The sequence below is a fragment of the Streptomyces jeddahensis genome (assembly GCF_001642995.1).
GTDB classification, from domain to species: domain Bacteria; phylum Actinomycetota; class Actinomycetes; order Streptomycetales; family Streptomycetaceae; genus Streptomyces; species Streptomyces jeddahensis.
The window spans coordinates 40,766-67,624 of the sequence record NZ_LOHS01000111.1 but is presented as its reverse complement, the minus strand read 5'-3'; the positions used below and the strand labels follow the sequence as shown (position 1 = coordinate 67,624).

Below are 26,859 nucleotides of genomic sequence, written 5' to 3'. Positions count from 1 at the left end.
CGCTATTGAAGCCATTTGCACCAAGAGAGAGAAGGGTCACGAGCGGGCAGAAACGGGCGTGCGGCGCGCAGTGACGCGCCGCACGCCCGCTCGTCGAGCCCCGCCCGACCAGGATTCTGACCCGCTGTCAGGAAACCACCGCCGGATCGGCCGGCTTGGACGTCTTCTCGGCGTTGCCTTCGTCACCCACAGCGATGCCGCGCCGCTTGGAGACGAAGACCGCACCGATGATGACGGCAATGGCCACCACCGCGATGAGGATCCGGATTCCGAGACTCGCGTCGTCCCCATAGTTGAATTTGACTACTGCGGGCGCGATGAGCAGCGCCACCAGGTTCATCACCTTCAGGAGCGGGTTGATCGCGGGCCCGGCGGTGTCCTTGAAGGGGTCGCCGACCGTGTCGCCGATCACCGTCGCGGCATGGGCCTCGCTGCCCTTGCCGCCGTGGTGGCCGTCCTCGACGAGCTTCTTCGCGTTGTCCCAGGCACCCCCGGAGTTGGCGAGGAAGACGGCCATCAGCGTGCCCGTGCCGATCGCGCCCGCGAGATAGGCACCGAGGGCCCCGACGCCGAGCGTGAACCCGATCGCGATCGGTGCCATCACGGCGAGCAGGCCCGGCGTCGCGAGCTCGCGAAGCGCGTCCTTGGTGCAGATGTCGACCACACGCCCGTACTCCGGCTTCTCGGTGTAGTCCATGATCCCGGGGTGCTCGCGGAACTGCCGCCGCACCTCGTAGACCACCGCGCCCGCCGAACGCGACACCGCGTTGATGGCGAGACCGGAGAAGAGGAAGACGACGGCCGCACCGGCGATCAGACCGACCAGGTTGTTGGGCTGCGAGATGTCCATCAGCAGGTTCATCGGCGCGTCCCTGCCTGTGACGCTCTCGCCGACCTCCTGTGCGGCGGTGACGATCGCGTCCCGGTACGAGCCGAAGAGCGCCGACGCCGCGAGGACGGCCGTGGCGATGGCGATGCCCTTGGTGATGGCCTTCGTGGTGTTGCCCACGGCGTCGAGGTCGGTGAGCACCTGGGCGCCCGAGCCCGTGACGTCGCCGGACATCTCGGCGATGCCTTGCGCGTTGTCGGAGACCGGACCGAAGGTGTCCATGGCGACGATCACGCCGACCGTGGTCAGCAGACCGGTTCCGGCCAGCGCCACCGCGAACAGCGCCAGCATGATCGACGTACCGCCGAGCAGGAACGCCCCGTACACACCCAGGCCGATCAGCAGTGCGGTGTAGACGGCCGATTCGAGACCGACGGAGATGCCGGCGAGGACGACGGTGGCCGGACCGGTGAGCGAGGTCTTGCCGATGTCCCGCACGGGCCGCCGGCTCGTCTCGGTGAAGTAGCCCGTGAGCTGCTGGATCAGCGCGGCCAGGACGATGCCGATCGCCACGGCGACCAGCGCGAGGATCCGCGGGTCACCGCTCTTGGCCTGGATCGCCGCGTCGGTGACGCCCTTGAGGTCGGCGTACGAGGACGGCAGGTAGACGAAGACCGCGGTGGCCACCAGCGCGAGCGAGATCACCGCCGAGATGAAGAAACCGCGGTTGATCGCGGTCATGCCGCTGCGGTCCGCGCGGCGGGGCGCCACGGCGAAGATGCCGATCATCGCCGTCACGACGCCGATCGCGGGAACGATCAGCGGGAAGGCGAGCCCGGAGTCGCCGAAGGCCGCCTTGCCGAGGATCAGCGCGGCGACCAGCGTCACGGCGTACGACTCGAAGAGGTCCGCGGCCATACCAGCGCAGTCGCCGACGTTGTCGCCCACATTGTCGGCGATGGTCGCGGCATTACGCGGGTCGTCCTCCGGAATGCCCTGCTCGACCTTGCCGACCAGGTCGGCGCCGACGTCGGCGGCCTTGGTGAAGATGCCGCCGCCGACACGCATGAACATCGCGATCAGGGCGGCGCCGAGACCGAAGCCCTCCAGCACCTTCGGCGCATCGGCCGCGTACACCAGCACCACACAGGAGGCGCCCAGCAGACCGAGCCCCACCGTGAACATGCCGACGACGCCGCCGGTACGGAAAGCGATCTTCATGGCCTTGTGCGAGACGGCCGTCAGATCCTTTTTCGGTTCTCCTTCAGCGGGAGTCGCTTCACGGGCGGCGGCCGCCACCCGCACATTGGCCCGTACGGCGAGCCGCATGCCGATATAGCCGGTGGCCGCCGAGAATGCCGCGCCGATCAGGAAGAACACCGAGCGTCCGGCGCGCTGATTCCAGTCGTCTGCCGGCAGCAGCATGAGCAGGAAGAACACCACGACGGCGAATACCGCGAGAGTGCGCAGCTGCCGGGCCAGATAGGCATTCGCGCCTTCCTGGACCGCCGCCGCGATCTTCTTCATGGTGTCGGTGCCCTCGCCTGCCGCGAGCACTTGGCGCACCAGCACTCCGGCGACCACCAGAGCCGCGAGCGCGACGGCCGCGATGACCGTCACGATGAGCCGGTTGTCGTCGGTCAGTACCGCGGCTGCGAAGGTTGAGGGGTGGTCCAGCTGATGAGGGGTAGAAAGCCCCGCCATTCGTCCTCCTTGACGCTTGGGCTGAGCTCAAGATGTGGACGGATTGTAGGTACCAGGCCCTGATCAAAACAGAGCGCGACAAACGGAATCGACCTTGATGTGCTCTTCAGTAAATGATCCCTCAATGCGAACGACAGCCAAACGGAGTAATGGCCTGAAAGCGTTGACGCCGAGCGAATGATCTAAGGAATGATCCAGGGAAATGAAAAAGGCCCTGTTCAACAGGGCCTGAAAAGAAAAACGATCAGAACGCGCGCCCCTCACCCGGGGACGGCGACGGGTTTCATTCGATCACCACTGACGATCACGGCAGTACCGTCGCGGAGGCGGTCGGCCAGCTCATCCGGATCACACCGCCGTGCTCGTCGGCGCTCACCTCGACGTCGTCCACGAGCCCGCTGATGACGGCGAGACCCATCTCGTCCTCCTCCGGCTCGGGCTCCTCGACTGCCGCACCGTCCTCGCCCGGCACCCCATGGGAGGCCGCATGCGGCACCTCGTCGCCGACCTCGATGGAGAACTGCTTCTCCTCCTCGGTCAGCAGCACCCGCACCGGCGCGGTGACGCCGCCGCTCTGGTGCAGCCCGACGGCACGGGTACAGGCCTCGCCGACGGCGAGCCTGACCTCGTCGAGAACGGCCTCGTCCACCCCAGCCCTGCGCGCCACTGCTGCCGCCACGAGTCGGGCGGTCCTGACATGCTCGGGCAGCGCGCTGAAGCGGAGTTCAACGGTGGCCATGCATCCCCCTCGGACGTATGGGCGTGCTCTCGGAAGACCGGGCCGACGACGGCCCGGTCCCCCTGCTTGTGCCACCCCGGGCCGTGGCCCGGGTTACCGGCTCAGTCGGTGGCCGCGACCGCTTCCTCGACCGAGGTGTGGATCGGGAACACCTTCGTCAGACCGGTGATCCGGAAGATCTTCAGAATGCGCTCCTGGTTGCAGACCAGGCGCAGCGAGCCCTCGTGGGCACGCACCCGCTTCAGTCCGCCTACCAGCACGCCGAGCCCGGTGGAGTCGAGGAAGTCCACGCCCTCCATGTCGACGACGAGGTGGAAATTGCCGTCGTTCACCAGCTCGACCAGCTGCTCGCGCAGCTTGGGCGCGGTATATACATCAATTTCGCCACCGACCTCGACGACCGTACGATCGCCGACGGTACGGGTCGACAGGGACAGGTCCACGGATCCTCCAGCACCTTGCTATCGAGCGGTCATCCCTAGGGACACCTCGGCTTGAGCCCCCGAGACGGATCGCCAGCCGCGATGGCATTCAATCACTTACGGGCAGGCGTGCACGACGCCTTAGGCCATTGTCCGTCACCCCAGTGACACACTCGATGCCGATGGCCAACAATCACCGATCCGATCGACGCGCGGGGGACACCACGGTGCGCCCCTCCCCCCGTGCTGTGCTGGACCGGCTCGCCCCGGGCCCGAGCCGGGCTTCCCGTATCACTCATACGGAGCACTTGCCCCCGAGAGCGGGACGCCATGCCATCTGGCCGGACCGTGTCCGCCCCGAGGTCATCGCGGCCGTGCAGGCAGCCGGGATCGAGCACCCCTGGTCCCATCAGGCACTCGCAGCGGAGTACGCCCTGGACGGCGAGTGCGTGGTCGTCTCGACCGGCACCGCGTCCGGCAAGTCCCTCGGCTATCTCGTACCGGTCCTCAGCACCCTGCTCGACGGCGCCGACGCACCCAACGGGCGGGGCGCGACCGCCCTCTATCTCGCCCCCACGAAGGCGCTCGCAGCCGACCAGTGCCGGGCCGTGAAGGATCTCGCGCGGCCCCTGGGCAACGCCGTCCGGCCGGCGGCCTACGACGGCGACACCCCGTTCGAAGAGCGCGAGTGGGTGCGACAGTACGCCAACTACGTACTGACCAATCCCGACATGCTGCACCGCGGGATACTCCCGTCCCACCCTCGCTGGTCCTCCTTCCTGCGCGCCCTGCGCTATGTCGTCATCGACGAGTGCCACACCTACCGCGGTGTCTTCGGCTCGCACGTCGCCCAGGTGCTGCGCCGGCTGCGCCGCGTGTGCGCCCGCTACGGCTCCGAACCCGTCTTCCTCATGGCCTCGGCCACCGCCGCCGAGCCCGCCGTGGCCGCCCAGCGCCTCACCGGACTCCCCGTACGCGAGGTCTCCGACGACGCATCGCCCCGCGGCGAGCTCGTCTTCGCCCTCTGGGAGCCGCCGCTCACCGAGCTCCACGGCGAGAAGGGCGCGCCCGTGCGGCGCACGGCCACGGCCGAGACCGCCGACCTGCTGACCGACCTGGTCGTGCAGGGTGTGCGCACGGTCGCCTTCGTACGATCCCGCCGCGGCGCCGAGCTGATCTCCGTGATCGCCCAGGAGCGGCTGGCCGCCGTGTCGTCGGCGGCCGATACCCCAGGCGACCGGTCGCTCGCCCGACGGGTCGCGGCCTACCGAGGCGGCTACCTGCCCGAGGAGCGCCGAGCCCTGGAGCGCGCCCTCCACTCCGGGGAACTCCTCGGTCTGGCCGCCACCACCGCCCTCGAGCTCGGCGTCGACGTGTCCGGTCTTGACGCCGTCCTCATCGCCGGCTACCCGGGGACACGGGCCTCGCTGTGGCAGCAGGCGGGCCGCGCCGGCCGCTCCGGGCAGGGTGCACTGGCCGTGCTGGTCGCCCGGGACGACCCGCTGGACACCTATCTCGTCCACCATCCTGAGGCGCTGTTCCAGCAGCCGGTGGAGTCCACGGTCCTCGACCCGGACAACCCGTACGTCCTCGCGCCGCACCTCTGCGCCGCGGCCGCGGAGCTGCCGCTCACAGACGACGACCTGCCGCTCTTCGGCCCGGCCACCGCCGAGCTGCTGCCGCAGCTGGAGGCCGCGAAGCTGCTGCGCCGCCGCGCCAAGGCCTGGCACTGGACCCGCAGGGAACGGGCCGCGGACCTGACCGACATCCGCGGTGAGGGCGGGCGGCCGGTGCAGGTCGTGGAGGCCGAGACCGGCCGCCTGCTCGGCACCGTCGACGCCTCCGCCGCGCACGCGACCGTCCACGACGGCGCGGTCCACCTCCACCAGGGCCGTACATACCTGGTGCGGCAGCTGGACCTGGAGGACTCGGTCGCTCTGGTCGAGGAGGCCGATCCGCCCTATTCGACCGTTGCCCGCGACACCACCTCCATCTCCGTCCTCGAGACCGACGTCGAGGTCCCGTGGGGCGAGGCGCGTCTGTGCTACGGCTCCGTCGAAGTCACCAACCAGGTCGTCTCCTTTCTCCGTCGCAAACTCATCACGGGCGAGGTGCTGGGCGAGACCAGACTCGACCTCCCTCCTCGTACGCTCCGCACGCGCGCCGTGTGGTGGACCGTCACCGAGGACCAGGTGGACGCCGCACGGGTCGCGCCGGAGCAGCTGGGCGGTGCTCTGCACGCCGCGGAGCACGCGTCGATCGGCATGCTGCCGCTCTTCGCGACCTGCGACCGCTGGGACATCGGCGGGGTCTCCATACCGCTGCATCCGGACACCCTGCTGCCGACCGTCTTCGTGTACGACGGCCACCCGGGCGGCGCCGGCTTCGCGGAGCGCGCCTTCCACACCGCCCGGGAATGGCTCACCGCCACCCGCCAGGCCATCGCATCCTGCGAGTGCGAGGCGGGCTGCCCGTCCTGCATCCAGTCTCCGAAGTGCGGCAACGGCAACGACCCCCTGCACAAACGCGGAGCCGTACGCCTCCTGACGGTGCTGCTTCAGGGGGCTCCAGCGGACAAGGCACCTGGTGCTGCTGCATACGAGGTGCCTGGTCGTGCGGGATACGAGGCGCCTGGTCCTGCGGTGAGCGGGGAATCCACCGAGGCCTGAGCACGTGGCGCCGGAGCAACAGGTCCCGCCGGGCCCGCCCGCGATCTGACCTCCCCCGTCCACGGGCCGAGGCCGGCCGCCGCAGTGACGTCAGAGATGTCGCCTGACACGGTGCACCGCACGAGCCGGGCGCCTTGTGCCTGAACCACCCGTTCCGCCCGGGCACACGCGCCTGCACTGCCCTCCATCCAGTGGTCCGCCGCGGCAAGCGCCGCCAGGTCGGCGGCACCACCCGCCTCGTGACGCGCGATCACGGCCTGGGCCATGGTCAGCACGGCACCGAACACCAGGCACAGCACCGCGATCGCGCAGACGACCCAGACGGTGGCGGACCCGCGGTCCGATGTGCGGGCCCGCAACAACCGCCAACTCCAGCCCCTGGTCCGGCCGAGCCGTTTCCACCGGCGCCTGGCCCAGCAGCGTCTCATCCGCCACTCACCCCCACCGTCTCCTCCGCCAGTGCCACGGCCTCGTGGCTCAGGCGCAGGGACAGCGCACCGGGACCTGGTGAGTCCGCTGTGACCTCCACCCGGACCAGATCACCGTCCCGCCGCACGGTGACCCGTGCTCCATTCGGTGCGGCCTGCTCCGCCGCCGCCACAGCGACCTCCGGCGGATCCTGCCGGGCCGCCGCACGGGCCCCGGCCCGCGCGGCGTCCACACACTGGATCTGGGCGGACGCGGCCAGCAGCGCCCAGACGAGTCCCATCGCGAACAGCACCAGCGCGGGGAGCACCACCGCCGCCTCGGCCGTCGCGAACCCCTGGTCACGAGGACGCCGTCCCGGCGGACTCGCGGCGGGCCCTGGACGCAGGCCCGGCCCACCGGCGTGCCTCTTGTCCGCCGCCGCATGCGTCTCGTCTCTGCCCGCACGCGTCTGCTGCCGATCCGCTTCCGGCCTCGCCTCAGAACTGAACATCGAGCGCCTTGTCCACGATGCCCTGCAGCGCGGCCATCACCTGACCACTCGTCAGCACCTTGTAGAGCAACGAGGCGAACCCCACTGCCGCGATCAGGCCCATCGCGTACTCGGAGGTGACCATTCCCGCGTCCCTCCGCCGCTTCGCAGATGCCGTACGAACCCTGCGCAACAGGCCACGCACGCGTGCCCGCATCACTTCACACATCCCAACCCCCGGAAAGATTTCAAGACTTCAGTACGTGCAGGCCCTTGCTCGTCGGGCCTTTGTTCCCAGGCCGGAGACCGGCCGCATGTCTTCCCCTCAGCCACCACCCCCGCCCAACACGCCACCCGCCAGACCGATCAGCACCGGGACGACTCCGACGGCGATGAACGCAGGCAAGAAGCACAGCCCGACGGGAGCAGTGATCAGCACACCGGCGCGGCGCGCCTTGGCCGCGGCGGTACGCCCCCACTCGGCCCTGGCCTCCGTGGCGAGCCGCGCGACCGGTACCGCCGTCGGTGCGCCGGAAACACCCGTCCGCTCCAGCAGCCGGGCGAGCGCCTGGGCCCCCGGTATCGCAGCCAGCCGGCGCCATGCGTCCGCAGGTTCGCCGCCGAGCCGCACCTCGGCCGCTCCCCACGCCAGCCACTCACCCACCGGACCGCCCAGTGATCCGCCCACTGCCTGCGCCGCGCTGACCGGGTCGGCGCCGGCTGCGATGCATGCCGCCAGCAGATCGGCGGCAAGCGGGAGTTGCCGTGCTGCCGCATCCGGATCGGCGCTCGGGACCGGTGCACCTGTCCGGCCTGCCTGCCGCCAGCGCAGGGCGCCGTACCCGGCCAACGCCCCGGCCAGGCAGCCCGCGACACCGCCCACGAGCGCGTATCCGGCGCACGCCGCACCGGCGACCGGCGCCCATCGCCGTACCGCATGCCGCACTTGTGCTCCCCTTGCGGGAGTCGCCCGGGTTGCGGTGCCCAGCAGCGCACGCAGTCGGCGCCGCACCGCCCTTTCGCGCCACCCGGAACGCAGTACGTGCACCAGCCACAGCGCGGCCGCTGCGACGCACACCGCCGCCCCCAGCCTGTGGACAGCGTTCACCGCTCCTCCGCCCCTCGTACGATCCTCAGTGCCCACCACAGCCCCGCGCCCTCCAGAACCCCGCCGACGAGCAGGCAAGCGAGTCCCGGCCCTGTGTGCAGCAGGACCCGCAGCGGATCGGCGCCCAGTGCCGTGCCGAGCAGCAGGCCCAGGAGGGGGAGCGCCGCGAGCAGGACGGCCGTTGAGCGGGCTCCCGCCAACTGGGCGCGTAGGTCGGCCCGCTGGTCGCGCTCGGCGCGGAGTGCGCTCTCAAGGCGCTCCAGCCCGGCGGCCAGACCGGCGCCTCGGTCCACGGCGACCCGCCAGCACGCCGCGAGTCCCCCCAGGCCTTCGGCCCCCGGCTCCCGCGCGTCCTCGCAGAGCGCCCTCGGCACGTCCCCGCCGAACCGGGCCGCGGCCACCACGGCGCCCCGGGCGGCGCCGAGCCCTCCCGAATCGCGGGCTGCCACGAGCAACGCCTCGGTGGGCTGCCGCCCGGCGCGCACCTCTCCGGCGAGCGCGCCGCACAGTGCGATCACCGCATCGGCGCGCTGTCCGGTCAGATGCCGTGCCGCCCTGGCCCGCCGCGCCCTCCCGGCAAGGGGCACACCAACTGCCCCGGCGAGAAGCGGCACGAAGGACTCCCCGACGAGCGCGATCATCACCCCAGCCACGAGGCACCACCATTCGGGGCGCAGCCGAGCACGGCACCAGGCCCTCGCCCGTTCCCATGGCGGCCGGACGGGTCCTGCCATCGCGCCGTCCGCGAGCAGCACGCGGGCTCTTCGCGCGGCTCGGTTACGCCCGCCCATCAGCCAGGCCGCCGCTCCCGCGCACACCATCGCCGCGTAAACCGGCGCCGAAGACACCATCCCCGTCACGGCGCCCCACCTCCGAGCAGTCCCTGCAGTCGCTGCCAGCCCCGCTCGCACCGGAAGGCGTCCGGGCCCCAACGCAGCGCGGGCACCGTCACCACGAGCCCAGAGGCCTCCCGCTCCAGCACATGGACCTCCGCAATACGCCGCCGTCCGTCGCGGTCACGGACGAGATGCAGCACCACGGACAGCGCGGCCGCCAACTGGCTGTGCAGCGCCGCCCGGTCGAGACCGGCCGACGTGCCCAGCGCCTCCAGACGCGCCGGCACATCGCCCGCCGCATTGGCGTGGACCGTGCCGCAGCCCCCTTCGTGACCCGTATTGAGCGCGGCGAGCAGATCGACGACCTCCGCACCCCGCACCTCACCGACCACCAGCCGGTCCGGCCGCATCCGCAGGGCCTGGCGCACCAGGTCCTCGAGCGTGACGAGCCCCGCACCCTCCTGGTTGGCGGGCCTGGTCTCCAGGCGCACCACATGCGGATGGTCGGGGCGCAGTTCCGCGGAGTCCTCGGCGAGCACGATCCGCTGGCCCGGCCCGACCAACCCGAGCAGAGCGCTCAACAGGGTTGTCTTGCCTGAGCCCGTACCTCCGCTGATCAGGAACGACAGCCTCGCCTCGAGCAGCGCACGCAGGACCCCCTCTCCACCGGGCGGCACCGTCCCCGCCGCCACCAGTTCGCCCAGGGTGAAGGCACGCGGCCGTACGACGCGGAGAGACAGACAGGTCGATCCCACGGCGACCGGTGGGAGTACCGCGTGCAGTCGCGTCCCGTCGGGCAGCCGGGCGTCCACCCAGGGCCGCGCGTCATCGAGCCGCCGCCCGGCCACCGCGGCCAGACGCTGCGCGAGGCGCCGTACCGCCGACGCGTCTGGAAAGGACACCCCCGTGAGCTCCAGGCCGCCCCCGCGGTCCACCCACACCCGGTCGGGGGCGGAGACCAGGACGTCGGTCACCCGCGGGTCGGCGAGCAGCGGCTCCAGGGGTCCGGTGCCGACCAGCTCGGAGCGCAACTGTTCGGCTGCGCCCAGCACTTCGGCGTCCCCGAGCACCTTGCCCTGCTCCCTCAGTGCCTGGGCGACCCTGGCCGGGGTCGGGTCGGAACCGTTCTCGGCGAGCCACTGCCGCACCCCGTCCAGCAGCCCGGCATCCCGGCCGGCCCGCCCCGCATGTCCGTGGCCTCCTGCCGGTGCGAGGGTCTGGCGGCTCATACGCCCCCTCCTTCGACGGGCACCCGCTCCCAGAAGGCCCGGCAGAACCGCGCCAGTGGGCCGCGCGCTGCCGCCCCGGGCGGCTCACCGCCCGCCTGAGCCGCCGACAGGCCGGGCTCCACCGGGAGTTCTCCCGCAAGCGGCAGCGCCAGGAGCCGCGCCACCTCCTCCGCGGTGAGTCCGCCGGATCCCCCGGTGCCGCGCCCGGCACCCACCACGACCCGCAGGTCCTGCAGCACCATGCCCACCACCGACGCGACCCGCTTCGCCGCGGCAACCGCGCGCAGCTCCGGAGGCACCACCAGCAGCCCCAGGTCCAGTTGGGCGAGGACCTCGGCGGTCCCGTCGTCCACCCGGCGCGGCAGGTCAACGATCACTGAACCGCCCCGCCTGCGGGCGGCGGCGAGCACCGCACGCACGGCCTCCGGCGGCACGACGACCGAATCGGCCCTGTCCCAGCTGAGGATCCGCAGCGCATGCAACTCGGGCAGCGACTCCTCCAGGGCTGCTCCCCCGACCCTCCCGCGCGACTCTGCGAACGCGGGCCAGCGCAGCCCGTCGGCGGTCTCACCGCCGAGCAGCACGTCGAGGCCGCCGCCCAGCGGGTCGGCGTCCACGAGCAGGGTGCGGCGACCCTCCCGTGCCGACGTCACCGCGAGCGCGCACGCGAGCGTGGAAGCCCCCGCCCCTCCGCGCCCGCCGATCACCCCGATCGTGAGCGCGGGCCGCCCCACGCCCTCGGCCACATCGGCGATCCGGTCCACCAGCCACTGCTCACCGTCGGGCAGCCGCAGCACATGGTCGGCGCCGATCTCCACGGCCCGCTGCCACACGTCCGGATCGTCCTGGTCGCGCCCGACCAGCACCACTCCACGTCTGCGCCCCGCACCCCGCACCCGGACGGCGGCATCGTCCCCGACCAGCACGAGCGGCGCCGCTTCCCACTCGCTCCGCCGCTCGGGCACTCCGTGGTGCACCTCCGGTCTCGCCCCGGCCGCAGCACACAGCCGCAGCAGATCGTCCAGCAGCTCCACGTCCTCCGTGACGATCAGCGGTGCGCCCTGCCGCCCCTCGGCGGCCGGCGACCGGTCATATGCGATGGCTCCCGCCACGATCCCCAGCCCCTCTCGCTGTACACGTCATGCGCCCGTGACCCGTGACCGCGGAGGACGGGCCGGCAATTCGCCAAAGAGAAGTGGCGGGAACCGGCACTGCGAACCGGCGAAACCGAACCGGTCATGAACTCCGCGAGCGGGACGAGCGGAATCACCGTGCAGCGATCCCGGAAATCGTGTGGATCTTGGTCAATAACTGTGGACAACCCAGGGGTTGTGAATATCCCTCTCACCCATACCGGTGACATCGCCGGAACTTCCACAGAGGAGCACAACCACTACGCAGAGTGACCAGTTGAGGCAGTCGGAACACAGCGGCACTCAAGCCACACGGAGGACCCGATGATCAGAGAAGAGGGGACGAAACCCGTCCGGACATGCGACGACCCCCGCCGGGGGGGAGAGCGGGGGTCGTCCCCACGGCCGACTCGGGGGGGGAGGAGTCGGACCGGGTTAGCACGGTCGCGAACGATCCGTGACTTCCATGGTGTACCCGAGAGCCCTCTCAGGCAAACCCACGCGCCACACCTTACGCCGAATGGTGGGCGCATATGCTCTGGCTCGTGGAAAACCACTCGTCGCCCCGCACCGCGGCCTTCTTCGACCTGGACAAGACGGTCATTGCGAAGTCCAGCACGCTCACCTTCAGCAAGTCGTTCTACCAAGGCGGGCTGATCAACCGCCGTGCCGTACTGCGCACCGCGTACGCCCAGTTCGTCTTCCTGGCGGGCGGAGCCGACCACGATCAGATGGAGCGCATGCGCGAGTACCTCTCGGCGCTGTGCCGCGGGTGGAACGTGCAGCAGGTGAAGGAGATCGTCGCCGAGACCCTGCACGATTTGATCGACCCCATCATCTACGACGAGGCCGCCTCGCTCATCGAGGAGCACCACACCGCCGGCCGCGACGTCGTGATCGTCTCCACCTCCGGCGCGGAGGTCGTCGAGCCCATCGGCGAACTGCTCGGAGCGGACCGGGTCGTGGCGACGCGGATGGTCGTCGGCGAGGACGGGTGTTTCACGGGCGAGGTGGAGTACTACGCATACGGACCCACCAAGGCGGAGGCCATCAAGGAGCTGGCGGCATCGGAGGGGTACGACCTCGCGCGATGTTACGCGTACAGCGACTCGGTGACCGACGTACCCATGCTGGAGTCCGTCGGTCATCCATATGCGGTCAACCCCGACCGCGCACTGCGCCGCGAGGCTCTCGCGCGCCAGTGGCCGATTCTCGACTTCCACCGACCCGTCCGGCTCAAGCAGCGGATCCCCGCGTTCAAGGTGCCCCCGCGCCCGGCTCTGGTCGCGATGGCCGCCGTCGGTGCCGCCGCGGCCACCGCGGGCCTGGTCTGGTACGCGAGCCGGCGCCGCACCGCGGCACTCTGACGCGTCCCCGGCACGGGGACAGTGGGCGAGGCGGCTGGCGGCCAGGTGCCGCCGGACGCCGCGCGCAGCGCAGCAGTCTGACGCACCCCCGGCGCGGGTACGGCCCGGCCGCCTGTCGGGCGGGCCGTCCGGCTCAGCGCACCGCGGTTCCAACCGGGCCCCGCCACCAGCACAGACACCGCGGGCCACGCCGGAATCACCGGTCTTTGAACCTAAAAGTAAAGAAGTGTAGCGACCACTTCCGCTTGCCCTCGGCCCTGGAGTACAAAGGACTCAACGGCCCGCGAGACCACGGCATATCCGGAAGGATCACCTGTAACGCAACCAAGGCCCACGGACCGATGCATGAATACCGGGCACCCACGCGACGTCGACCCGTCGATTACGGGCCAGCCGCACCAGGCGACGGGCTAAGTCCCCGGCCTGATGGGCAGATATCGAGGACGCATGGTAACCCGGTGGACATGCCAGCGGCGGTACGAGTTCTCGTACCGCCGCAGCCCTGTCCGCTGGTCGCTGGTAGCCCCTCGCCTCCGGCCCGTCGGCCTCAGGCCGCCCCGCGCTGGAGCGCCTCGCAGACCGCCGTCGACTCCCTGACGCCCAGCTCGACCGCGCGCCCGCAGTGAGCGATCCAGGCGGCCATCCCCTCCGCCGTACCGGACGCATAGCCCTCGAGCGCTGCCGCATAGGCGGACCGGCCCTGTTCCGCATGGCCGACCTCGGCCGGGCAGATGGATTTTGGATCGAGGCCGCTGCCGATCAGCACGATGCGCTCGGCGGCGCGCGCGACCAGCCCGTTGTGGGAGCCGAAGGGGCGCAGCGCCAGCAGTTCACCGTGCACCACGGCCGCGGTCACCAGCGCCGGGGCCTGGCTGCCCGCGACGATCAGCTGCGACAGTCCCTCCAGGCGGGCGGCCACCTCCTCCGCCTGCGGCAGCGGGAGGTCGATCAGCGGTTCGTCGACCGGTTCACCGTCCTGCCGGGGCCGTCCTACGTCCTCGGACCGGCCGGCGGCCGCCACCAGGTGGAGGCGGGCCAGGACCCGGAGCGGCGACTGCCGCCAGATCGAGAGGAGTTGGCCTGCCTCGGCGGTGAGCCGCAGGGCGGCGCCGACGGTCCGCGCCTCCTCGTCGCCGCTGAAGTCGGTGCGCCGACGCACTTCCTCGAGCGCCCAGTCGGCGCCGGACAGCGCAGCCGATCCGCGCGCGCCGCGCAGCGCCGCCTCGGAGGTGATCTCGTTGCTGCGGCGCCGCATGATCCTGTGGCCGTAGACCCGGTCCACCGCCCGGCGCACCGACTCCACGGAGTCCCCGACACCGGGCAGCGAACCGAGGGCCGCGAGCGGGTCGGCGGACGCACCTGTCGTACTCATGAGTACGACCCTACGCGCCGGGCGATCTCCCGCCACCACTGCTCCGATGAGCTTCTCGCCACACCATCTCGGCCCACGAAGGAGTGGTCTTCTCTCCGCCGAGTTGCCACGCTCCGAGATCGCGCCATTACGCTTGGCGAACATGAAGATCGCTTTCGTGGGAAAGGGCGGCAGCGGCAAGACCACGCTGTCCTCCCTCTTCATCCGTCATCTCGCCGCCACCGGCGCTCCGGTGCTCGCCGTCGACGCGGACATCAACCAGCACCTGGGCCCCGCGCTCGGTCTCGACGAGGCGGAGGCCGCCGCGCTGCCCGCGATGGGCGACCGACTGCCGCTGATCAAGGACTATCTGCGCGGCACGAACCCGCGCATCTCCTCCGCCGAGACGATGATCAAGACGACACCGCCCGGCGCGGGCTCCCGGCTGCTACGGGTGTGCGAGACCAATCCGGTGTACGAGGCATGCGCGCACCCGGTGGAACTCGACGGCGCGGCCGTCCGTTTGATGGTCACCGGCCCCTTCACCGAAGCCGACCTTGGCGTCGCCTGCTACCACTCGAAGACGGGCGCGGTGGAGCTGTGCCTGAACCATCTGGTGGACGGCCGCGGCGAGTACGTGGTCGTCGACATGACGGCGGGCTCGGACTCCTTCGCGTCCGGCATGTTCACCCGCTTCGACATGACCTTCCTGGTGGCCGAGCCGACCCGCAAGGGAGTGTCCGTCTACCGCCAGTACAAGGAGTACGCACGGGACTTCGGCGTCGCGCTGAAAGTCGTCGGCAACAAGGTGCAGGGGCAGGACGACATCGACTTCCTGCAGGAGGAGGTGGGAGAGGACCTGCTCGTCACGGTCGGGCACTCGGACTGGGTGCGCGCCATGGAGAAGGGCCGCCCGCCCCGGTTCGAGCTCCTGGAGGACGCCAACCACCTCGCCCTGCAGGCGCTCAGGACCGCGGCCGACGCGACGTACGACGTCCGTGACTGGGACCGCTATACGCGCCAGATGGTGCACTTCCACCTGAAGAACGCGCAGAGCTGGGGCAACGCGCGGACGGGCGTGGATCTGGCGTCGCAGGTCGACCCCGGCTTCGTGCTGCGGGAGAGCCTCCACAGCGTAGAGGTCGGCGCCCCCCAGCCGGCATGACCGCCGGATCGCCCGGGCCTCCGCGTCACAGCGCCGGCCCGAGCGGTCCCGGGACGCCTCGCCCCGCGGACGTCCCTAGCCTTGGCCGGCCGCCGAAGCCCCGGACGCCGAAGCCCTGGGAGCGCCCGGTGCCCCCTTGGGGGCAGGCGAAGGTTCGGCGGCGAGGTAGGCGGCCCAGCCCGCCTTCGGGGCCTCGCCGACCTTCAGCCGGCGCAGCTTGTCGAGGACGGCCGGGTCCTGGGCGTCGAGCCAGTCGGCGAGCTGGCGAAAGGAGACGCAGCGCACGTCCGGCTTGTTGCAGACCCGCTCGATGGTCTCCTCGATGGCCCGCATGTAGGTGCCGCCGTTCCAGGACTCGAAGTGGTTGCCGATGATCAGAGGCGCCCGGTTGCCGTTGTAGGCGCGGTCGAAGCCCTGCAGCAGGCCGTCGCGCATCTGGTTGCCCCAGTACTCGTGCTTGGACGGGTCGCCCTGGGTCGAGGTGCCGGACTGGTTGACCATGAAGTTGTAGTCCATGGTCAGCGTCTCGAAGGAACGTCCCGGCACGGGGACGAGCTGCATCGACAGGTCCCACAGGCCGCCCTTCCGCTCGGGCCACACCTGGTTGTCGACGCCGCTGGTGTCGTAGCGGAATCCGAGCTCGCGGGCCGCCCGCCGGAAGTTCTCCTTGCCCTCCAGGCACGGTGTGCGGGCGCCGATGAGCTCTTTGTCGTAGTCGAAGGGCAGCGGCGCCGCCGTCTTCAGGCCCGCGTTCGTCTTCCATGACTTCACAAAGGACTTGGCCTGCCGGATCTCGTCCTTCCAGTCCTCCACCGACCACTCGCCGACCCCGCCTCCGCTGCCGCAGAAGTGGCCGTTGAAGTGCGTGCCGATCTCGTTGCCCTCGAGCCAGGCTCCCCGGAGCTGCTCCACGGTCGCCTTGATGCCCTCGCGGTCGTTGAAGCCGATGTCCGAGCGGCCGGGCGAGTGGTGCGGCGGCCGATAGAGGTCGGCCTTCTGCTCCGGGAGCATGTACACGCCGCTGAGGAAGTACGTCATGGTGGCGTTGTTCTTCTTCGCCACCTTGCGGAAGTACGAGAACAGCTTCTGGCTGTCCTCGCCCGCGCCGTCCCACGAGAACACCACGAACTGCGGGGGCTTCTGACCGGACTTCAGGCGCTGCGGCTTCGCCAGATGCGGCTGCGCCCCGGTGTAGGCGGTCGACCCGTCACCGATCAGGCGCACCGCACTCTTCGGCGCCGGAGCGGGAGCCACCGCCCCCTTCGGGCCCTTGGCGCCCTCCCCCACGCCCTCCTTGGCGCCGGTGGCAGCGCCGGAGCAGCCGGTGAGGGCTGCGGCACAGGCCGCGGCGGTCGTGATCCCCGCAGTGATTCTCATGATGACGGCCATCTTCCGCCCACCTTCTTCCTACGAGCCGGGGCAGTGCGCTGATGCGAAGCCGCGCGCCGATCCAGGGCAGGGGCATCGATCGAGGCGTTGCGCCGGGAATGCCGTCGGCGCGCCCCAACCTCGCACGAGGCCACGGAAGAAGTAGTCCGACGAGCCGACAAAAGGCCACATTCACTCGCTGGGGTGAAAAGATGCCCCTTTTGCCCTGATAATCGGGCACTCACCTTTACTCTGCATTACGGTTCGTTTACCAAGAGTTGAGAAATCCCGCCGCTGCAACGCCGTGACCCACGGCCGCGACCCATCCCGGCAATGGCCGGGAGCCCCTAGTTCCGCGACCGCGCCGCCCCGGAGGAGACGGGAAAAGATGTCAGCCTGCGTCCCCACTCGCACCGACGACCCTTCGCCCACAACCGACGCCCACGGACCCCACAGCCCGCCCTCGGGCCGGCGCGGCAGGTTCCGGATCGCCGGCGCCGACCTGTCCGCCTCGGTGGCCGTCTTCCTGATCGCCCTGCCGCTGTCGCTGGGCATCGCCCTCGCCACCGGAGCCCCGCTCCAGGCGGGCCTCGTCGCCGCCGCGGTGGGCGGCCTCGTGGTCGGCCGGTTCGGCGGCGCACCGCTCCAGGTGAGCGGCCCTGCCGCCGGGCTCACGGTCGTGACCGCCGAGATCATCCAGCGCTACGGATGGCGTACGACCTGCGCCATCACCATCCTCGCCGGACTGGCCCAACTCGGTCTGGCCTTCCTGCGGGTGGCGCGCTCCGCGCTCGCCGTCAGCCCCGCGATCGTGCACGGCATGCTGGCCGGCATCGGCGTCACCATCGCTGTCGCGCAGCTGCACGTCGTGCTCGGCAGCAACCCGCAGAGCTCCGTGATCGACAACCTCTCTGCGCTGCCCGGCCAGTTGGCCGATCTGCATCCGGCCGCGCTGTCGGTGAGCCTCCTGACCCTGGCCGTGCTGCTGGCCTGGCCCCGTATCCCCGGGCGCGCAGGGCGTGCCGCCCGTAAGATCCCCGCCGCCCTCGCGGCGGTCGCGCTGGCCACGGCGATGGCGGCGCTGGCCGGGCTGCGACTCCCTCGGGTCGATCTGCCCTCCTGGTCAAGCCATGCGCTGCCGCAACTGCCCGACGGACCCGTGCTGGGCATCGCGGCCGCCGTGCTGACCATCACGCTCGTCGGCAGCGTCGAATCGCTGCTCTCAGCCGTCGCCATCGACAAGCTGGCCGCGGCGCGCAAGGGACCGCGCGTGCCGCGGGCGGACCTCGACCGGGAGCTGCGCGGCCAGGGCGCCGCCAACATCGTCTCCGGAGCGCTCGGCGGCCTGCCCGTCACCGGCGTCGCGGTGCGCAGCGCCGCGAACGTCCAGTCTGGCGCCGTCAGTCGCAACTCCGCCATGCTGCACGGCCTGTGGGTCGTGGTGGCATCGCTCCTTCTCGTGCCGGTGCTCGACCTGATCCCGCTGGCCGCGCTGGCCGCGCTGGTCATGGCCGTCGGCATCCAGATGGTCAGCATCAACCACATCCGTACGGTCACCCGCCACCGCGAGGTGCTCGTCTATGCGGTCACCACCGTGGGTGTGGTGTTCCTGGGCGTCCTGGAAGGCGTGGGCGTCGGCATCGCCGTCGCGGTGGCCGTCGCACTGCACCGGCTCGCCCACACCCGCATCACGCACGAAGAGGACGCCGACGGCACCCACCACGTCCGGGTCCGCGGCCAGCTGACGTTCCTCGCCGTGCCCAGGCTCAGCCGCACCCTGCACCTCGTGCCCCACGGCGCTCATGTCGTGGTCGAGCTGGACGGCTCGTTCATGGACCACGCGGCGTACGAGTCACTGCAGGACTGGCAGGACTCCCACCGTGGACACGGCGGAACGGTCGAGATGGCCGGGCGCGCCGGGATCGCGGCCTCCCCCGCTCATGGCGGTGACCGTGGCCGAGGAGGCAAGTCCGCCCATGACGGTTCCCGCGCTCGAGGGAAGTCGAGGGTTGCGGAGAAGGCACGCGCCTGGGGAAGGCTCGTCGAGCCCACGGCCGCCTCGCACTCCTGCTGCCGTCCGTGGACGCCGTGGCGCAACCACCACTGCGACTGGCCCCGCCCCACCGCGGAGGACGGCCTGCCCAGCGCGCATCATCTGGCCAGCGGTATCAGCGCGTTCCAGCGCAACACCGCTCCCCTGGTGCGCAGCGAGCTCGCCCGGCTGGCGCGTGAAGGACAGCGGCCCACGCAGCTGTTCCTGACCTGCGCCGACTCCCGGCTCATCACCTCGATGATCACCTCCAGCGGTCCAGGCGACCTGTTCGTCGTACGCAATGTGGGCAATCTGGTGCCGCTGCCGGGCGAGGAGAGCGGCGACGACTCGGTCGCGGCTGCCATCGAGTACGCCGTGGACGTCCTGGAAGTGCAGTCGATCACCGTGTGCGGGCATTCCGGATGCGGGGCGATGCAGGCCCTTCTGAAGTCCGCCGCGCACGGGCAGTCCGACGACGGCACCGGCCAACGGTCCGCGGACTCCGGCCAGGTGGCGCCCGACGATGTACAGACGCCGCTCAGGCGCTGGCTGCGGCACGGGCTGCCCAGCCTGTGGCGCCTGGCGGACACCGAGCGGCCCTGGGCGCGGCTGGCCGGACGAGAGCCGGCCGATGACGTCGAGAGGCTCTGTCTGACCAATGTGGTGCAGCAGTTGGAGCATCTGCGGGCCCACGAGGCGGTGGCTCGGCGGCTCGCGGAGGGCACGCTCGAACTGCACGGCATGTACTTCCATGTGGGCGAGGCACAGGCGTATCTGCTCGCCGGCACCGCACCGGACGGCTTGGTCTTCGACCAGGTGGGCGAGGTGTCCCTGGAGGAGTCGCGCGCCTGAACTCTTCCCCGGTCCCGTCCGTGAAGAGGTATGACCCCGTGCCTGTGCGCGGGGTCATACCGGCATAAAGGTCTAAACCAATGTTCAGCAGACCCTTGCACCCGTGGCCTCGGACTGATGAGCTATGGCCTGGGACACAACGGACACCCTGGGAAAGGGAGATGTCGTGAGCAACGAAAGCCTGGCCAACCTGCTTCGTGAGGAGCGGAGGTTCGCGCCGCCCGCCGACCTGGCCGCGGGCGCCAACGTCACAGCGGAGGCGTATGAACAGGCCAAGGCTGACCGGCTCGGTTTCTGGGCCGCGCAGGCGCGTCGGCTGACCTGGGCCGTCGAGCCGACCGAGACGCTGGACTGGTCGAACCCGCCGTTCGCCAAGTGGTTCGCGGACGGGAAGCTGAACGTCGCGTACAACTGCGTGGACCGCCATGTCGAGGCGGGCCTCGGCGACCGTGTCGCGATCCACTTCGAGGGCGAGCCGGGCGACAGCCGCGCCATCACCTACGCCGAACTGAAGGACGAGGTCTCCAAGGCCGCCAACGCCCTCACCGCGCTCGGTGTGCAGAAGGGCGACCGGGTCGCCGTCTACATGCCGATGATCCCGGAGACCGCGATCGCCATGCTGGCCTGCGCCCGCATCGGCGCCGCGCACTCCGTCGTCTTCGGCGGCTTCTCGGCCGACGCGCTGGCCACCCGTATCGAGGACGCCGACGCCAAGGTCGTGATCACCTCCGACGGCGGCTACCGGCGCGGCAAGCCTGCCGCCCTCAAGCCCGCCGTCGACGATGCGGTCGCGCGCGTGGACCGCGTCGAGCACGTCCTGGTGGTCCGCCGCACCGGGCAGGACGTGGCCTGGACCGAGGGCCGCGACGTGTGGTGGCACGAGCTGGTCGAGCAGCAGTCGGCCGAGCACACCCCCGAGGCCTTCGACGCCGAGCACCCGCTGTTCATCCTCTACACCTCGGGTACGACGGGTAAGCCGAAGGGCATCCTGCACACCTCTGGCGGCTACCTCACCCAGGCCGCGTACACGCACCACGCCGTCTTCGACCTCAAGCCCGAGACGGACGTCTACTGGTGCACCGCCGACGTCGGCTGGGTCACCGGCCACTCGTACATCGTGTACGGGCCGCTGGCGAACGGCGCGACGCAGGTCATGTACGAGGGCACGCCCGACACCCCGCACCAGGGCCGCTTCTGGGAGATCGTGCAGAAGTACGGGGTGACGATCCTGTACACGGCGCCGACCGCGATCCGTACGTTCATGAAGTGGGGCGACGACATCCCCGCGAAGTTCGACCTGAGCAGCCTGCGCATCCTGGGGTCGGTCGGTGAGCCGATCAACCCGGAGGCGTGGATCTGGTACCGCAAGCACATCGGCGCCGACACGTGCCCGATCGTGGACACCTGGTGGCAGACCGAGACCGGCGCGATGATGATCTCGCCGCTGCCGGGCGTCACCGAGACCAAGCCGGGCTCCGCCCAGACGCCGCTGCCCGGTATCTCCGCCACGGTCGTCGACGACGAGGCGAACGAGGTGCCCAACGGCGGAGGCGGCTACCTCGTCCTGACCGAGCCGTGGCCGTCGATGCTGCGCACGATCTGGGGCGACGACCAGCGGTTCATCGACACCTACTGGTCCCGCTTCGAGGGCAAGTACTTCGCGGGTGACGGCGCCAAGAAGGACGAGGACGGCGACATCTGGCTGCTCGGCCGGGTCGACGACGTGATGCTCGTCTCCGGACACAACATCTCGACCACCGAGGTGGAGTCGGCGCTGGTCTCGCACCCGTCGGTCGCCGAGGCGGCGGTCGTGGGCGCGGCGGACGAGACGACCGGCCAGGCCATCGTCGCGTTCGTGATCCTGCGGGGTACGGCCGCCGAGTCGGACGACCTGGTCGGCGAGCTGCGGAACCACGTCGGTGCCACGCTCGGCCCGATCGCCAAGCCCAAGCGCATCCTGCCGGTGGCCGAGCTGCCGAAGACCCGCTCCGGCAAGATCATGCGACGGCTGCTGCGCGACGTCGCCGAGAACCGCCAGCTGGGCGACGTGACGACGCTCACGGACTCGTCCGTCATGGAGCTCATCCAGTCGAAGCTTCCGGCGGCGCCGAGCGAGGACTGACACCACACGGCCACGGGGACTGACACCACACGGCCAGACACGAGAAGGGCACCCGGCAGCGCGTCGGGTGCCCTTCTCGCATGCCATATGAAGATCATCAGGTAGGGCGTGCGGTCACCCGGTAGGGTGGTGCTTGCGTCAGGAACGCGTAAACGATCACATGATGATCGTCAGGGTGCGCCGGGAAGTCTGGTCGGCAACGCAGCACAGCTAGCCGTTTTGCCGAACACGACCTGGAGGTCCCGCCCGTGGCCGCGCCCGCACCCGTACGCCCGAAGACCCGCAAGGTACTGGGCCGTCTGTCCCTCCCGGAGCGGAACTACGTCGCGGACGCCCTGCGCACCGAAACCCTCGGCGGCGTCCTTCTGCTCGTCGCCGCCGTCACCGCGCTGATCTGGGCGAACACCCCGCTCCGCGACAGCTACGAGACCGTGCGCGACTTCCACATCGGACCCGCCGCGCTCGGCCTGGACCTCTCCATCGGGCACTGGGCTGCCGACGGGCTGCTCGCCGTCTTCTTCTTCGTCGCCGGCATCGAGCTCAAGCGGGAACTGGTCGCCGGCGATCTGCGCGACCCCAGGGCCGCGGTGCTCCCGGTCGTGGCTGCGATCTGCGGCATGGCCGTACCCGCGCTCGTCTACACGCTGGTCAACACCGTCGGCGGGGGTTCACTCCAAGGGTGGGCCGTGCCGACGGCGACCGACATCGCCTTCGCGCTCGCCGTCCTCGCGGTCATCGGCACCTCGCTGCCGTCCGCGCTGCGCGCCTTCCTGCTGACGCTGGCCGTCGTCGACGACCTCTTCGCGATCCTGATCATCGCGGTGTTCTTCACGCACGAGCTGAACTTCATGGCGCTCGGCGGCGCCGTCGCCGGCCTCGCCGTGTTCTGGCTGCTGCTGCACAAGGGTGTGCGCGGCGGGTACGTCTATGTGCCGCTCGCGCTGGTCATCTGGGGGCTCATGTACAACAGCGGCATCCACGCCACCATCGCAGGCGTCGCCATGGGTCTGATGCTGCGCTGCACGCGCCACGAAGGGGAGCGGCAGTCGCCCGGTGAGCGCATCGAGCACCTCGTGCGCCCTCTGTCGGCAGGTCTTGCCGTGCCGCTGTTCGCACTGTTCAGCGCCGGTGTCGCGATCTCCGGCGGGGCACTGGGCGAGGTGTTCACGCGGCCCGAGGCGCTGGGTGTGGTGCTGGGCCTGGTCGTCGGCAAGGCGGTCGGCATCTTCGGCGGAACCTGGCTGACCGCCCGGTTCACCAGGGCTTCGCTCAGCGAGGACCTCGTATGGCCCGATGTCTTCGCGGTGGCGTCCCTCGCGGGCATCGGCTTCACCGTCTCCCTGCTGATCGACGAGCTCGCCTTCGCCGAGGACCCGGTGCTGTCCGACGTGGTCAAGGCGGCCGTCCTCACGGGCTCCCTCATCGCGGCGGTGCTCTCCGGAGTGCTGCTGAAGATCCGCAACGGCAAGTACCGCAAGCTGTGCGAGGAGGAGGACCGCGACGAGGACCTCGACGGCATCCCCGACGTCTACGAGCTGGGCAACCCCGAGTACCACCTCCGCATGGCCCGGATCTACGAGGAGAAGGCCGCCGAACATCGCAAGCGTGCCGAAGCGGCGTCCGGGGCAGGCGGCCGGGACGACCGTCCGGCATGATCTGACACCAGAGGCGCAGTACGCACACCCCCCGGCCGCCGCTGGGGAGCCCAGGTGTCAGACCCGCAGAAGAGAAAAGGGAGACCGCGATGAGCGCACCCGACGGCCCTGTCGGCACCGACCGCAGCATCGGCCAGCTGTTCGCCTCGGCGACCACCGAGCTGTCCGCGCTGGTGCACGACGAGATCGCGCTGGCCAAGGCCCAGCTGCGCCAGGACGTCAAGCGCGGTGCGGTCGGCGGCGGCGCGTTCGCGGCGGCGGGCGCGGTGCTGATCTTCTCCCTGCCCATGCTGAGCTTCGCCCTGGCGTACGGCATCCACGAGGGTGCCGGCCTGCCTCTGTGGGCCTCTTTCCTGCTGGCCTTCGCGGCGAACGTGTTGGTGGCCGGCTTGCTGGCGCTGATCGGCATGGTGTTCGCGAAGAAGGCAAAGAAGGGCGGAGGCCCGCAGAAGGCCGTCGCCTCCGCCAAGGAGACGGCCGCGGTCCTGCAGAAGGCCAAGCCGCATCCGCGCGCAGCGGCGCCCGCCTCCTCCCGGCTCGGGCTGCCGGAAGGCGTCGGCGGCAAGGCCGAGGCTGTGGCACGCTCGTCCTCATGACCGACCCCTCCGCCCTCTCCGCCCATTCGGCGCAGCCTGCTTCAGCCGTACGCATCGACGTCCCCGGCGCGAAGGTGATGCACCGGGACGTCGCCGCCAACGGCGCACGCTTCCACATCGCCGAACTCGGCGACGGGCCACTGGTCCTGCTGCTGCACGGATTCCCGCAGTTCTGGTGGACCTGGCGGTACCAGATGGTCGCGCTCGCCGACGCGGGCTTCCGCGCGGTCGCGATGGACCTGCGCGGCGTGGGCGGCAGCGACCGGACCCCCCGCGGCTACGACCCCGCGAACCTCGCGCTCGACATCACGGGAGTCGTACGGTCCCTCGGCGAGCCCGACGCGGCGCTGGTCGGCCACGACCTCGGCGGCTATCTCGCGTGGACGGCGGCCGTGATGCGGCCCAAGCTGGTGCGCCGGCTCGCCGTCTCCTCGATGCCGCATCCGCGGCGCTGGCGCTCGGCGATGCTCTCCGACGTCCGGCAGACCGCCGCTGGCTCCTACATCTGGGGCTTCCAGCGACCGTGGATTCCCGAGCGACAGCTGGTCGCGGACGGCGGCGCCCTGACGGGCCGGCTGATCCGGGACTGGTCGGGGCCGCGGCCGCCGGAGGACGAGGCGGTGGAGACGTACCAGCGGGCGATGTGCATTCCCTCGACGGCCCACTGCTCGATCGAGCCGTACCGGTGGATGGTCCGCTCCATGGCGCGGCCCGACGGCATCCAGTTCAACCGCCGTATGAAGCGGCCGGTGCGGGTGCCGACGCTGCATCTGCACGGCTCCCTCGATCCGGTGATGCGCACGCGCAGCGCGGCGGGTTCGGGCGAGTACGTGGAAGCCCCGTACCGCTGGCGGCTGTTCGACGGCCTGGGGCACTTCCCGCACGAGGAGGACCCGGTGGCGTTCTCGGCGGAGCTGGTCAACTGGCTGAAGGACCCGGAACCGGACCGCTAGACGGGCCTGTGCCGGGCTTCTTCCGGCGGCCGTCCGAGTGGCCGTTAATCGGACGCGAACACCAGTCCTTCGAACGCCACATGCCTGCCGCATAGGCCAATTGGGGGCCAGGCGCGCGGTTACCGACCTTGAGGCACGGGCAGACCTCGGGGTATGGGCTGGACGCACGACTACAGTGACGCAGCACGCAACCGCCGCTCTGCCACAGGGCTGAGCCGTCATCAGGAGGGCGGCCCGCGACATGCGGGGCCGGACGATTCCTCCCAGGCGATCGGTATTCCCCGCATTCTCCGCCGCCGGGCCCGCTGGGTCTCGGCGCGTCTGCGGCACACGCGCGGCTAGCCGCAGCTCGGAACGCCTGCGGCAGACGCGCGGCCCCTTCCACGCGCGGGCCCCAGTTCCTCCGGCGCCCTCCGGACGTACACGCCCCTCTACCGGGGCATGACTCTGTGGCCGCCGCATCCCTGCTACGGGGCCCGCCCGCTACGGGCACGCGTGCTACGGGAGCACACCGGGCTACAGGCAAGCGTGCTCCGGGCACGCTTGCTTGCTACGGGCGCGCGCCTGCTACAGCGCGCACCCGTCGCTGTCGACCTGCTGGTTGGCGGTTCGGCCACGGTTGACGTCCTGGCGCACCTCGTCCGCGGTGAGCGCATAGCCCGTGTCGGGGTCGTCGAGCGACTTGGCGAAGACCACGCCGTAGACCCTGCCGTCGGGAGTGAGCAGCGGGCCGCCGGAGTTGCCCTGGCGCACCGTCGCGTACAGCGAGTACACATCGCGGCTCACCGTGCCGCGGTGGTAGATGTCGGGGCCGTTGGCCGGGATGCGGGCGCGCACGCGCGCGGGGCGCACGTCGTACGAGCCGTTCTCCGGGAAGCCGGCGACGATCGCGCTGCTGCCGCTGGTGGCGTCGGTGGATGCGAACTTCAGCGCGGGCGCGTTCAGGTTCGGGACGTCCAGCACGGCGATGTCCCGCTGCCAGTCGTAGAGGACGACCTTGGCGTCGTAGAGCCTGCCCTTGCCGCCTATCTGCACGGTGGGCTCGTCCACGCCGCCGACCACATGGGCGTTGGTCATGACGCGGCGGTCGGCGAAGACGAAGCCCGTACCTTCGAGAACCTTGCCGCAGCTCTCCGCGGTGCCGAGGACCTTGACGATGGAGCGCTGGGCGCGGGCGGCCACAGGGCTGTTGGCCAGAGCCGGGTCCGGCGCCTGCACCTCGTTGATCGGCTCGTTCGAGAAGGGGCTGAAGACCTGTGGGAAGCCGTTCTGCGCGAGGATCGAGGAGAAGTCCGCGAACCAGGTGTCGGCCTGCGGGGGCAGCGCCTGGGAAACCCCCTGCAGCACCTTGGAATTGCGCACTTCCTTGCCGAGCGTCGGCAGTGTCGTGCCCGCGAGGGCCGAGCCGATGAGCCAGGCCACCAGCAGCATCGCCACCACGTTCACCAGGGCGCCGCCCGTGGCGTCCAGGGCACGGGCCGGGGACCACGTGATGTACCGGCGGAGCTTGTTGCCGAGGTGCGTGGTGAACGCCTGGCCGACGGAGGCGCAGACGATGACCACGACGACCGCGACGACGGCGGCCGTGGTGGTCACCTGGGCGCCTTCCGTCACCTCGTTCCAGATGACGGGCAGGAGGTAGACCGCGACGAGACCGCCGCCGAGGAAGCCGATCACCGACAGGATGCCGACGACGAACCCCTGGCGGTAGCCCACGATCGCGAACCACACAGCGGCGATCAGCAACAGGATGTCGAGCACGTTCACCGATTCAAGCCTCGCCTCGCATTGCGGCCGCCGTCTCCTGGCCGGGGCCTCCGAGGGCCCGCGG

22 protein-coding genes are annotated in these 26,859 nt (G+C 70.7%); 9 read left to right on the top strand and 13 right to left on the bottom strand.

From position 1 onward, the window contains the following. Positions 1 to 127 precede the first annotated feature (127 nt). From STSP_RS26020 to bldG, 3 genes are all read right to left on the bottom strand, one after another. Positions 128 to 2,533 carry a sodium-translocating pyrophosphatase gene (locus STSP_RS26020; protein ID WP_067282855.1) on the bottom strand — a complete coding sequence of 802 codons (2,406 nt, stop codon included), beginning with the start codon at positions 2,531 to 2,533 and terminating at the stop codon, positions 128 to 130. A 304-nt stretch (positions 2,534 to 2,837) separates the two neighbouring features. Next, positions 2,838 to 3,272 carry an ATP-binding protein gene (locus STSP_RS26015; protein WP_067282852.1) on the bottom strand — a complete coding sequence of 145 codons (435 nt, stop codon included), beginning with the start codon at positions 3,270 to 3,272 and terminating at the stop codon, positions 2,838 to 2,840. A 101-nt stretch (positions 3,273 to 3,373) separates the two neighbouring features. Further along, positions 3,374 to 3,715: an anti-sigma factor antagonist BldG gene (bldG, locus tag STSP_RS26010; RefSeq protein WP_010986038.1), complete on the bottom strand. Its 342-nt coding sequence runs from the start codon at positions 3,713 to 3,715 to the stop codon at positions 3,374 to 3,376. 155 nt (positions 3,716 to 3,870) lie between these two features. On the opposite strand from bldG, the gene STSP_RS26005 reads away from it, so the two are divergent. Beyond that, positions 3,871 to 6,363: a DEAD/DEAH box helicase gene (locus STSP_RS26005; RefSeq protein ID WP_232789799.1), complete on the top strand. Its 2,493-nt coding sequence runs from the start codon at positions 3,871 to 3,873 to the stop codon at positions 6,361 to 6,363. Here STSP_RS26005 and STSP_RS37510 read toward each other — a convergent pair. The 7 genes from STSP_RS37510 to ssd all read right to left on the bottom strand — a co-directional run bounded on the left by STSP_RS37510 (position 6,252) and on the right by ssd (position 11,546). Then, positions 6,252 to 6,791: an Rv3654c family TadE-like protein gene (locus STSP_RS37510; RefSeq protein ID WP_078067517.1), complete on the bottom strand. Its 540-nt coding sequence runs from the start codon at positions 6,789 to 6,791 to the stop codon at positions 6,252 to 6,254. The genes STSP_RS26005 and STSP_RS37510 overlap by 112 nt on opposite strands. Continuing rightward, a complete protein-coding gene (locus STSP_RS26000) occupies positions 6,788 to 7,099 on the bottom strand; it encodes a TadE family type IV pilus minor pilin (protein WP_408646360.1) in 312 nt (103 codons plus the stop codon). The genes STSP_RS37510 and STSP_RS26000 overlap by 4 nt, the downstream gene beginning before the upstream one ends. 169 nt (positions 7,100 to 7,268) lie before the next feature. Then, the gene (locus STSP_RS37505; protein ID WP_078067515.1) at positions 7,269 to 7,490 is read right to left on the bottom strand and encodes a DUF4244 domain-containing protein; all 222 of its coding nucleotides are present in this window, start codon (positions 7,488 to 7,490) and stop codon (positions 7,269 to 7,271) included. A gap of 96 nt (positions 7,491 to 7,586) precedes the next feature. Then, the gene (locus tag STSP_RS25995; RefSeq protein WP_067282848.1) at positions 7,587 to 8,369 is read right to left on the bottom strand and encodes a type II secretion system F family protein; all 783 of its coding nucleotides are present in this window, start codon (positions 8,367 to 8,369) and stop codon (positions 7,587 to 7,589) included. Beyond that, positions 8,366 to 9,220 carry a type II secretion system F family protein gene (locus STSP_RS25990; protein ID WP_067283008.1) on the bottom strand — a complete coding sequence of 285 codons (855 nt, stop codon included), beginning with the start codon at positions 9,218 to 9,220 and terminating at the stop codon, positions 8,366 to 8,368. The genes STSP_RS25995 and STSP_RS25990 overlap by 4 nt, the downstream gene beginning before the upstream one ends. A gap of 5 nt (positions 9,221 to 9,225) precedes the next feature. After that, positions 9,226 to 10,434, bottom strand: coding sequence for a TadA family conjugal transfer-associated ATPase (locus tag STSP_RS25985; protein ID WP_078067514.1), 1,209 nt, complete (start codon positions 10,432 to 10,434; stop codon positions 9,226 to 9,228). After that, the gene (gene ssd / locus STSP_RS25980) at positions 10,431 to 11,546 is read right to left on the bottom strand and encodes a septum site-determining protein Ssd (RefSeq protein ID WP_067282845.1); all 1,116 of its coding nucleotides are present in this window, start codon (positions 11,544 to 11,546) and stop codon (positions 10,431 to 10,433) included. The genes STSP_RS25985 and ssd overlap by 4 nt, the downstream gene beginning before the upstream one ends. A gap of 554 nt (positions 11,547 to 12,100) precedes the next feature. Here ssd and STSP_RS25975 point away from each other — a divergent pair. After that, the gene (locus tag STSP_RS25975; RefSeq protein WP_067282842.1) at positions 12,101 to 12,934 is read left to right on the top strand and encodes an HAD family hydrolase; all 834 of its coding nucleotides are present in this window, start codon (positions 12,101 to 12,103) and stop codon (positions 12,932 to 12,934) included. Positions 12,935 to 13,481: 547 nt separating this feature from the next. On the opposite strand, the gene STSP_RS25970 is transcribed toward STSP_RS25975, so the two are convergent. Further along, entirely contained in the window at positions 13,482 to 14,306 is an 825-nt protein-coding gene (locus tag STSP_RS25970; protein WP_067282840.1) for a Fic family protein, read from the bottom strand. A 142-nt stretch (positions 14,307 to 14,448) separates the two neighbouring features. On the opposite strand from STSP_RS25970, the gene STSP_RS25965 reads away from it, so the two are divergent. Further along, a complete protein-coding gene (locus STSP_RS25965; RefSeq protein WP_067282838.1) occupies positions 14,449 to 15,450 on the top strand; it encodes an ATP-binding protein in 1,002 nt (333 codons plus the stop codon). A 75-nt stretch (positions 15,451 to 15,525) separates the two neighbouring features. On the opposite strand, the gene STSP_RS25960 is transcribed toward STSP_RS25965, so the two are convergent. Beyond that, positions 15,526 to 16,839: a polysaccharide deacetylase family protein gene (locus STSP_RS25960; RefSeq protein WP_067282836.1), complete on the bottom strand. Its 1,314-nt coding sequence runs from the start codon at positions 16,837 to 16,839 to the stop codon at positions 15,526 to 15,528. A gap of 367 nt (positions 16,840 to 17,206) precedes the next feature. Here STSP_RS25960 and STSP_RS25955 point away from each other — a divergent pair, with 367 nt between their 5' ends. From STSP_RS25955 to STSP_RS40430, 6 genes are all read left to right on the top strand, one after another. Then, positions 17,207 to 19,702, top strand: a complete 2,496-nt coding sequence (locus STSP_RS25955) for a bifunctional SulP family inorganic anion transporter/carbonic anhydrase (protein ID WP_067282834.1) — start codon at positions 17,207 to 17,209, stop codon at positions 19,700 to 19,702. 124 nt (positions 19,703 to 19,826) lie between these two features. Beyond that, the gene (acs, locus tag STSP_RS25950) at positions 19,827 to 21,824 is read left to right on the top strand and encodes an acetate--CoA ligase (RefSeq protein WP_067282831.1); all 1,998 of its coding nucleotides are present in this window, start codon (positions 19,827 to 19,829) and stop codon (positions 21,822 to 21,824) included. Positions 21,825 to 22,072: 248 nt separating this feature from the next. After that, complete coding sequence (gene nhaA, locus STSP_RS25945; protein ID WP_067282829.1) at positions 22,073 to 23,479, top strand: Na+/H+ antiporter NhaA; 1,407 nt, start codon at positions 22,073 to 22,075, stop codon at positions 23,477 to 23,479. Between the two features lie 89 nt (positions 23,480 to 23,568). Beyond that, the gene (locus tag STSP_RS25940; protein ID WP_067282826.1) at positions 23,569 to 24,075 is read left to right on the top strand and encodes a phage holin family protein; all 507 of its coding nucleotides are present in this window, start codon (positions 23,569 to 23,571) and stop codon (positions 24,073 to 24,075) included. Beyond that, a complete protein-coding gene (locus tag STSP_RS25935; protein WP_067282815.1) occupies positions 24,072 to 25,028 on the top strand; it encodes an alpha/beta fold hydrolase in 957 nt (318 codons plus the stop codon). The genes STSP_RS25940 and STSP_RS25935 overlap by 4 nt, the downstream gene beginning before the upstream one ends. A 153-nt stretch (positions 25,029 to 25,181) precedes the next feature. Next, the gene (locus STSP_RS40430) at positions 25,182 to 25,370 is read left to right on the top strand and encodes a hypothetical protein (RefSeq protein WP_078067513.1); all 189 of its coding nucleotides are present in this window, start codon (positions 25,182 to 25,184) and stop codon (positions 25,368 to 25,370) included. 225 nt (positions 25,371 to 25,595) lie between these two features. Here STSP_RS40430 and STSP_RS25930 read toward each other — a convergent pair whose 3' ends face one another. After that, positions 25,596 to 26,795: a MarP family serine protease gene (locus STSP_RS25930; RefSeq protein ID WP_067282812.1), complete on the bottom strand. Its 1,200-nt coding sequence runs from the start codon at positions 26,793 to 26,795 to the stop codon at positions 25,596 to 25,598. Between the last annotated feature and the right edge of the window lie 64 nt (positions 26,796 to 26,859).

Bases quoted from the DNA above. Each gene is read 5' to 3' on its own strand.
- STSP_RS40430 (WP_078067513.1), top strand. From the start codon at position 25,182: ATGGGCTGGACGCACGACTACAGTGACGCAGCACGCAACCGCCGCTCT.
- STSP_RS25990 (WP_067283008.1), bottom strand. From the start codon at position 9,220: ATGGTGTCTTCGGCGCCGGTTTACGCGGCGATGGTGTGCGCGGGAGCG.
- STSP_RS25975 (WP_067282842.1), top strand. From the start codon at position 12,101: ATGCTCTGGCTCGTGGAAAACCACTCGTCGCCCCGCACCGCGGCCTTC.
- STSP_RS26020 (WP_067282855.1), bottom strand. From the start codon at position 2,533: ATGGCGGGGCTTTCTACCCCTCATCAGCTGGACCACCCCTCAACCTTC.
- STSP_RS26005 (WP_232789799.1), top strand. From the start codon at position 3,871: ATGCCGATGGCCAACAATCACCGATCCGATCGACGCGCGGGGGACACC.
- STSP_RS26015 (WP_067282852.1), bottom strand. From the start codon at position 3,272: ATGGCCACCGTTGAACTCCGCTTCAGCGCGCTGCCCGAGCATGTCAGG.
- acs (WP_067282831.1), top strand. From the start codon at position 19,827: ATGGCCTGGGACACAACGGACACCCTGGGAAAGGGAGATGTCGTGAGC.
- STSP_RS25935 (WP_067282815.1), top strand. From the start codon at position 24,072: ATGACCGACCCCTCCGCCCTCTCCGCCCATTCGGCGCAGCCTGCTTCA.
- STSP_RS25970 (WP_067282840.1), bottom strand. From the start codon at position 14,306: ATGAGTACGACAGGTGCGTCCGCCGACCCGCTCGCGGCCCTCGGTTCG.
- STSP_RS25960 (WP_067282836.1), bottom strand. From the start codon at position 16,839: ATGGCCGTCATCATGAGAATCACTGCGGGGATCACGACCGCCGCGGCC.
- STSP_RS37505 (WP_078067515.1), bottom strand. From the start codon at position 7,490: ATGTGTGAAGTGATGCGGGCACGCGTGCGTGGCCTGTTGCGCAGGGTT.
- STSP_RS25955 (WP_067282834.1), top strand. From the start codon at position 17,207: ATGTCAGCCTGCGTCCCCACTCGCACCGACGACCCTTCGCCCACAACC.
- STSP_RS25940 (WP_067282826.1), top strand. From the start codon at position 23,569: ATGAGCGCACCCGACGGCCCTGTCGGCACCGACCGCAGCATCGGCCAG.
- STSP_RS25965 (WP_067282838.1), top strand. From the start codon at position 14,449: ATGAAGATCGCTTTCGTGGGAAAGGGCGGCAGCGGCAAGACCACGCTG.
- STSP_RS25985 (WP_078067514.1), bottom strand. From the start codon at position 10,434: ATGAGCCGCCAGACCCTCGCACCGGCAGGAGGCCACGGACATGCGGGG.
- STSP_RS37510 (WP_078067517.1), bottom strand. From the start codon at position 6,791: ATGAGACGCTGCTGGGCCAGGCGCCGGTGGAAACGGCTCGGCCGGACC.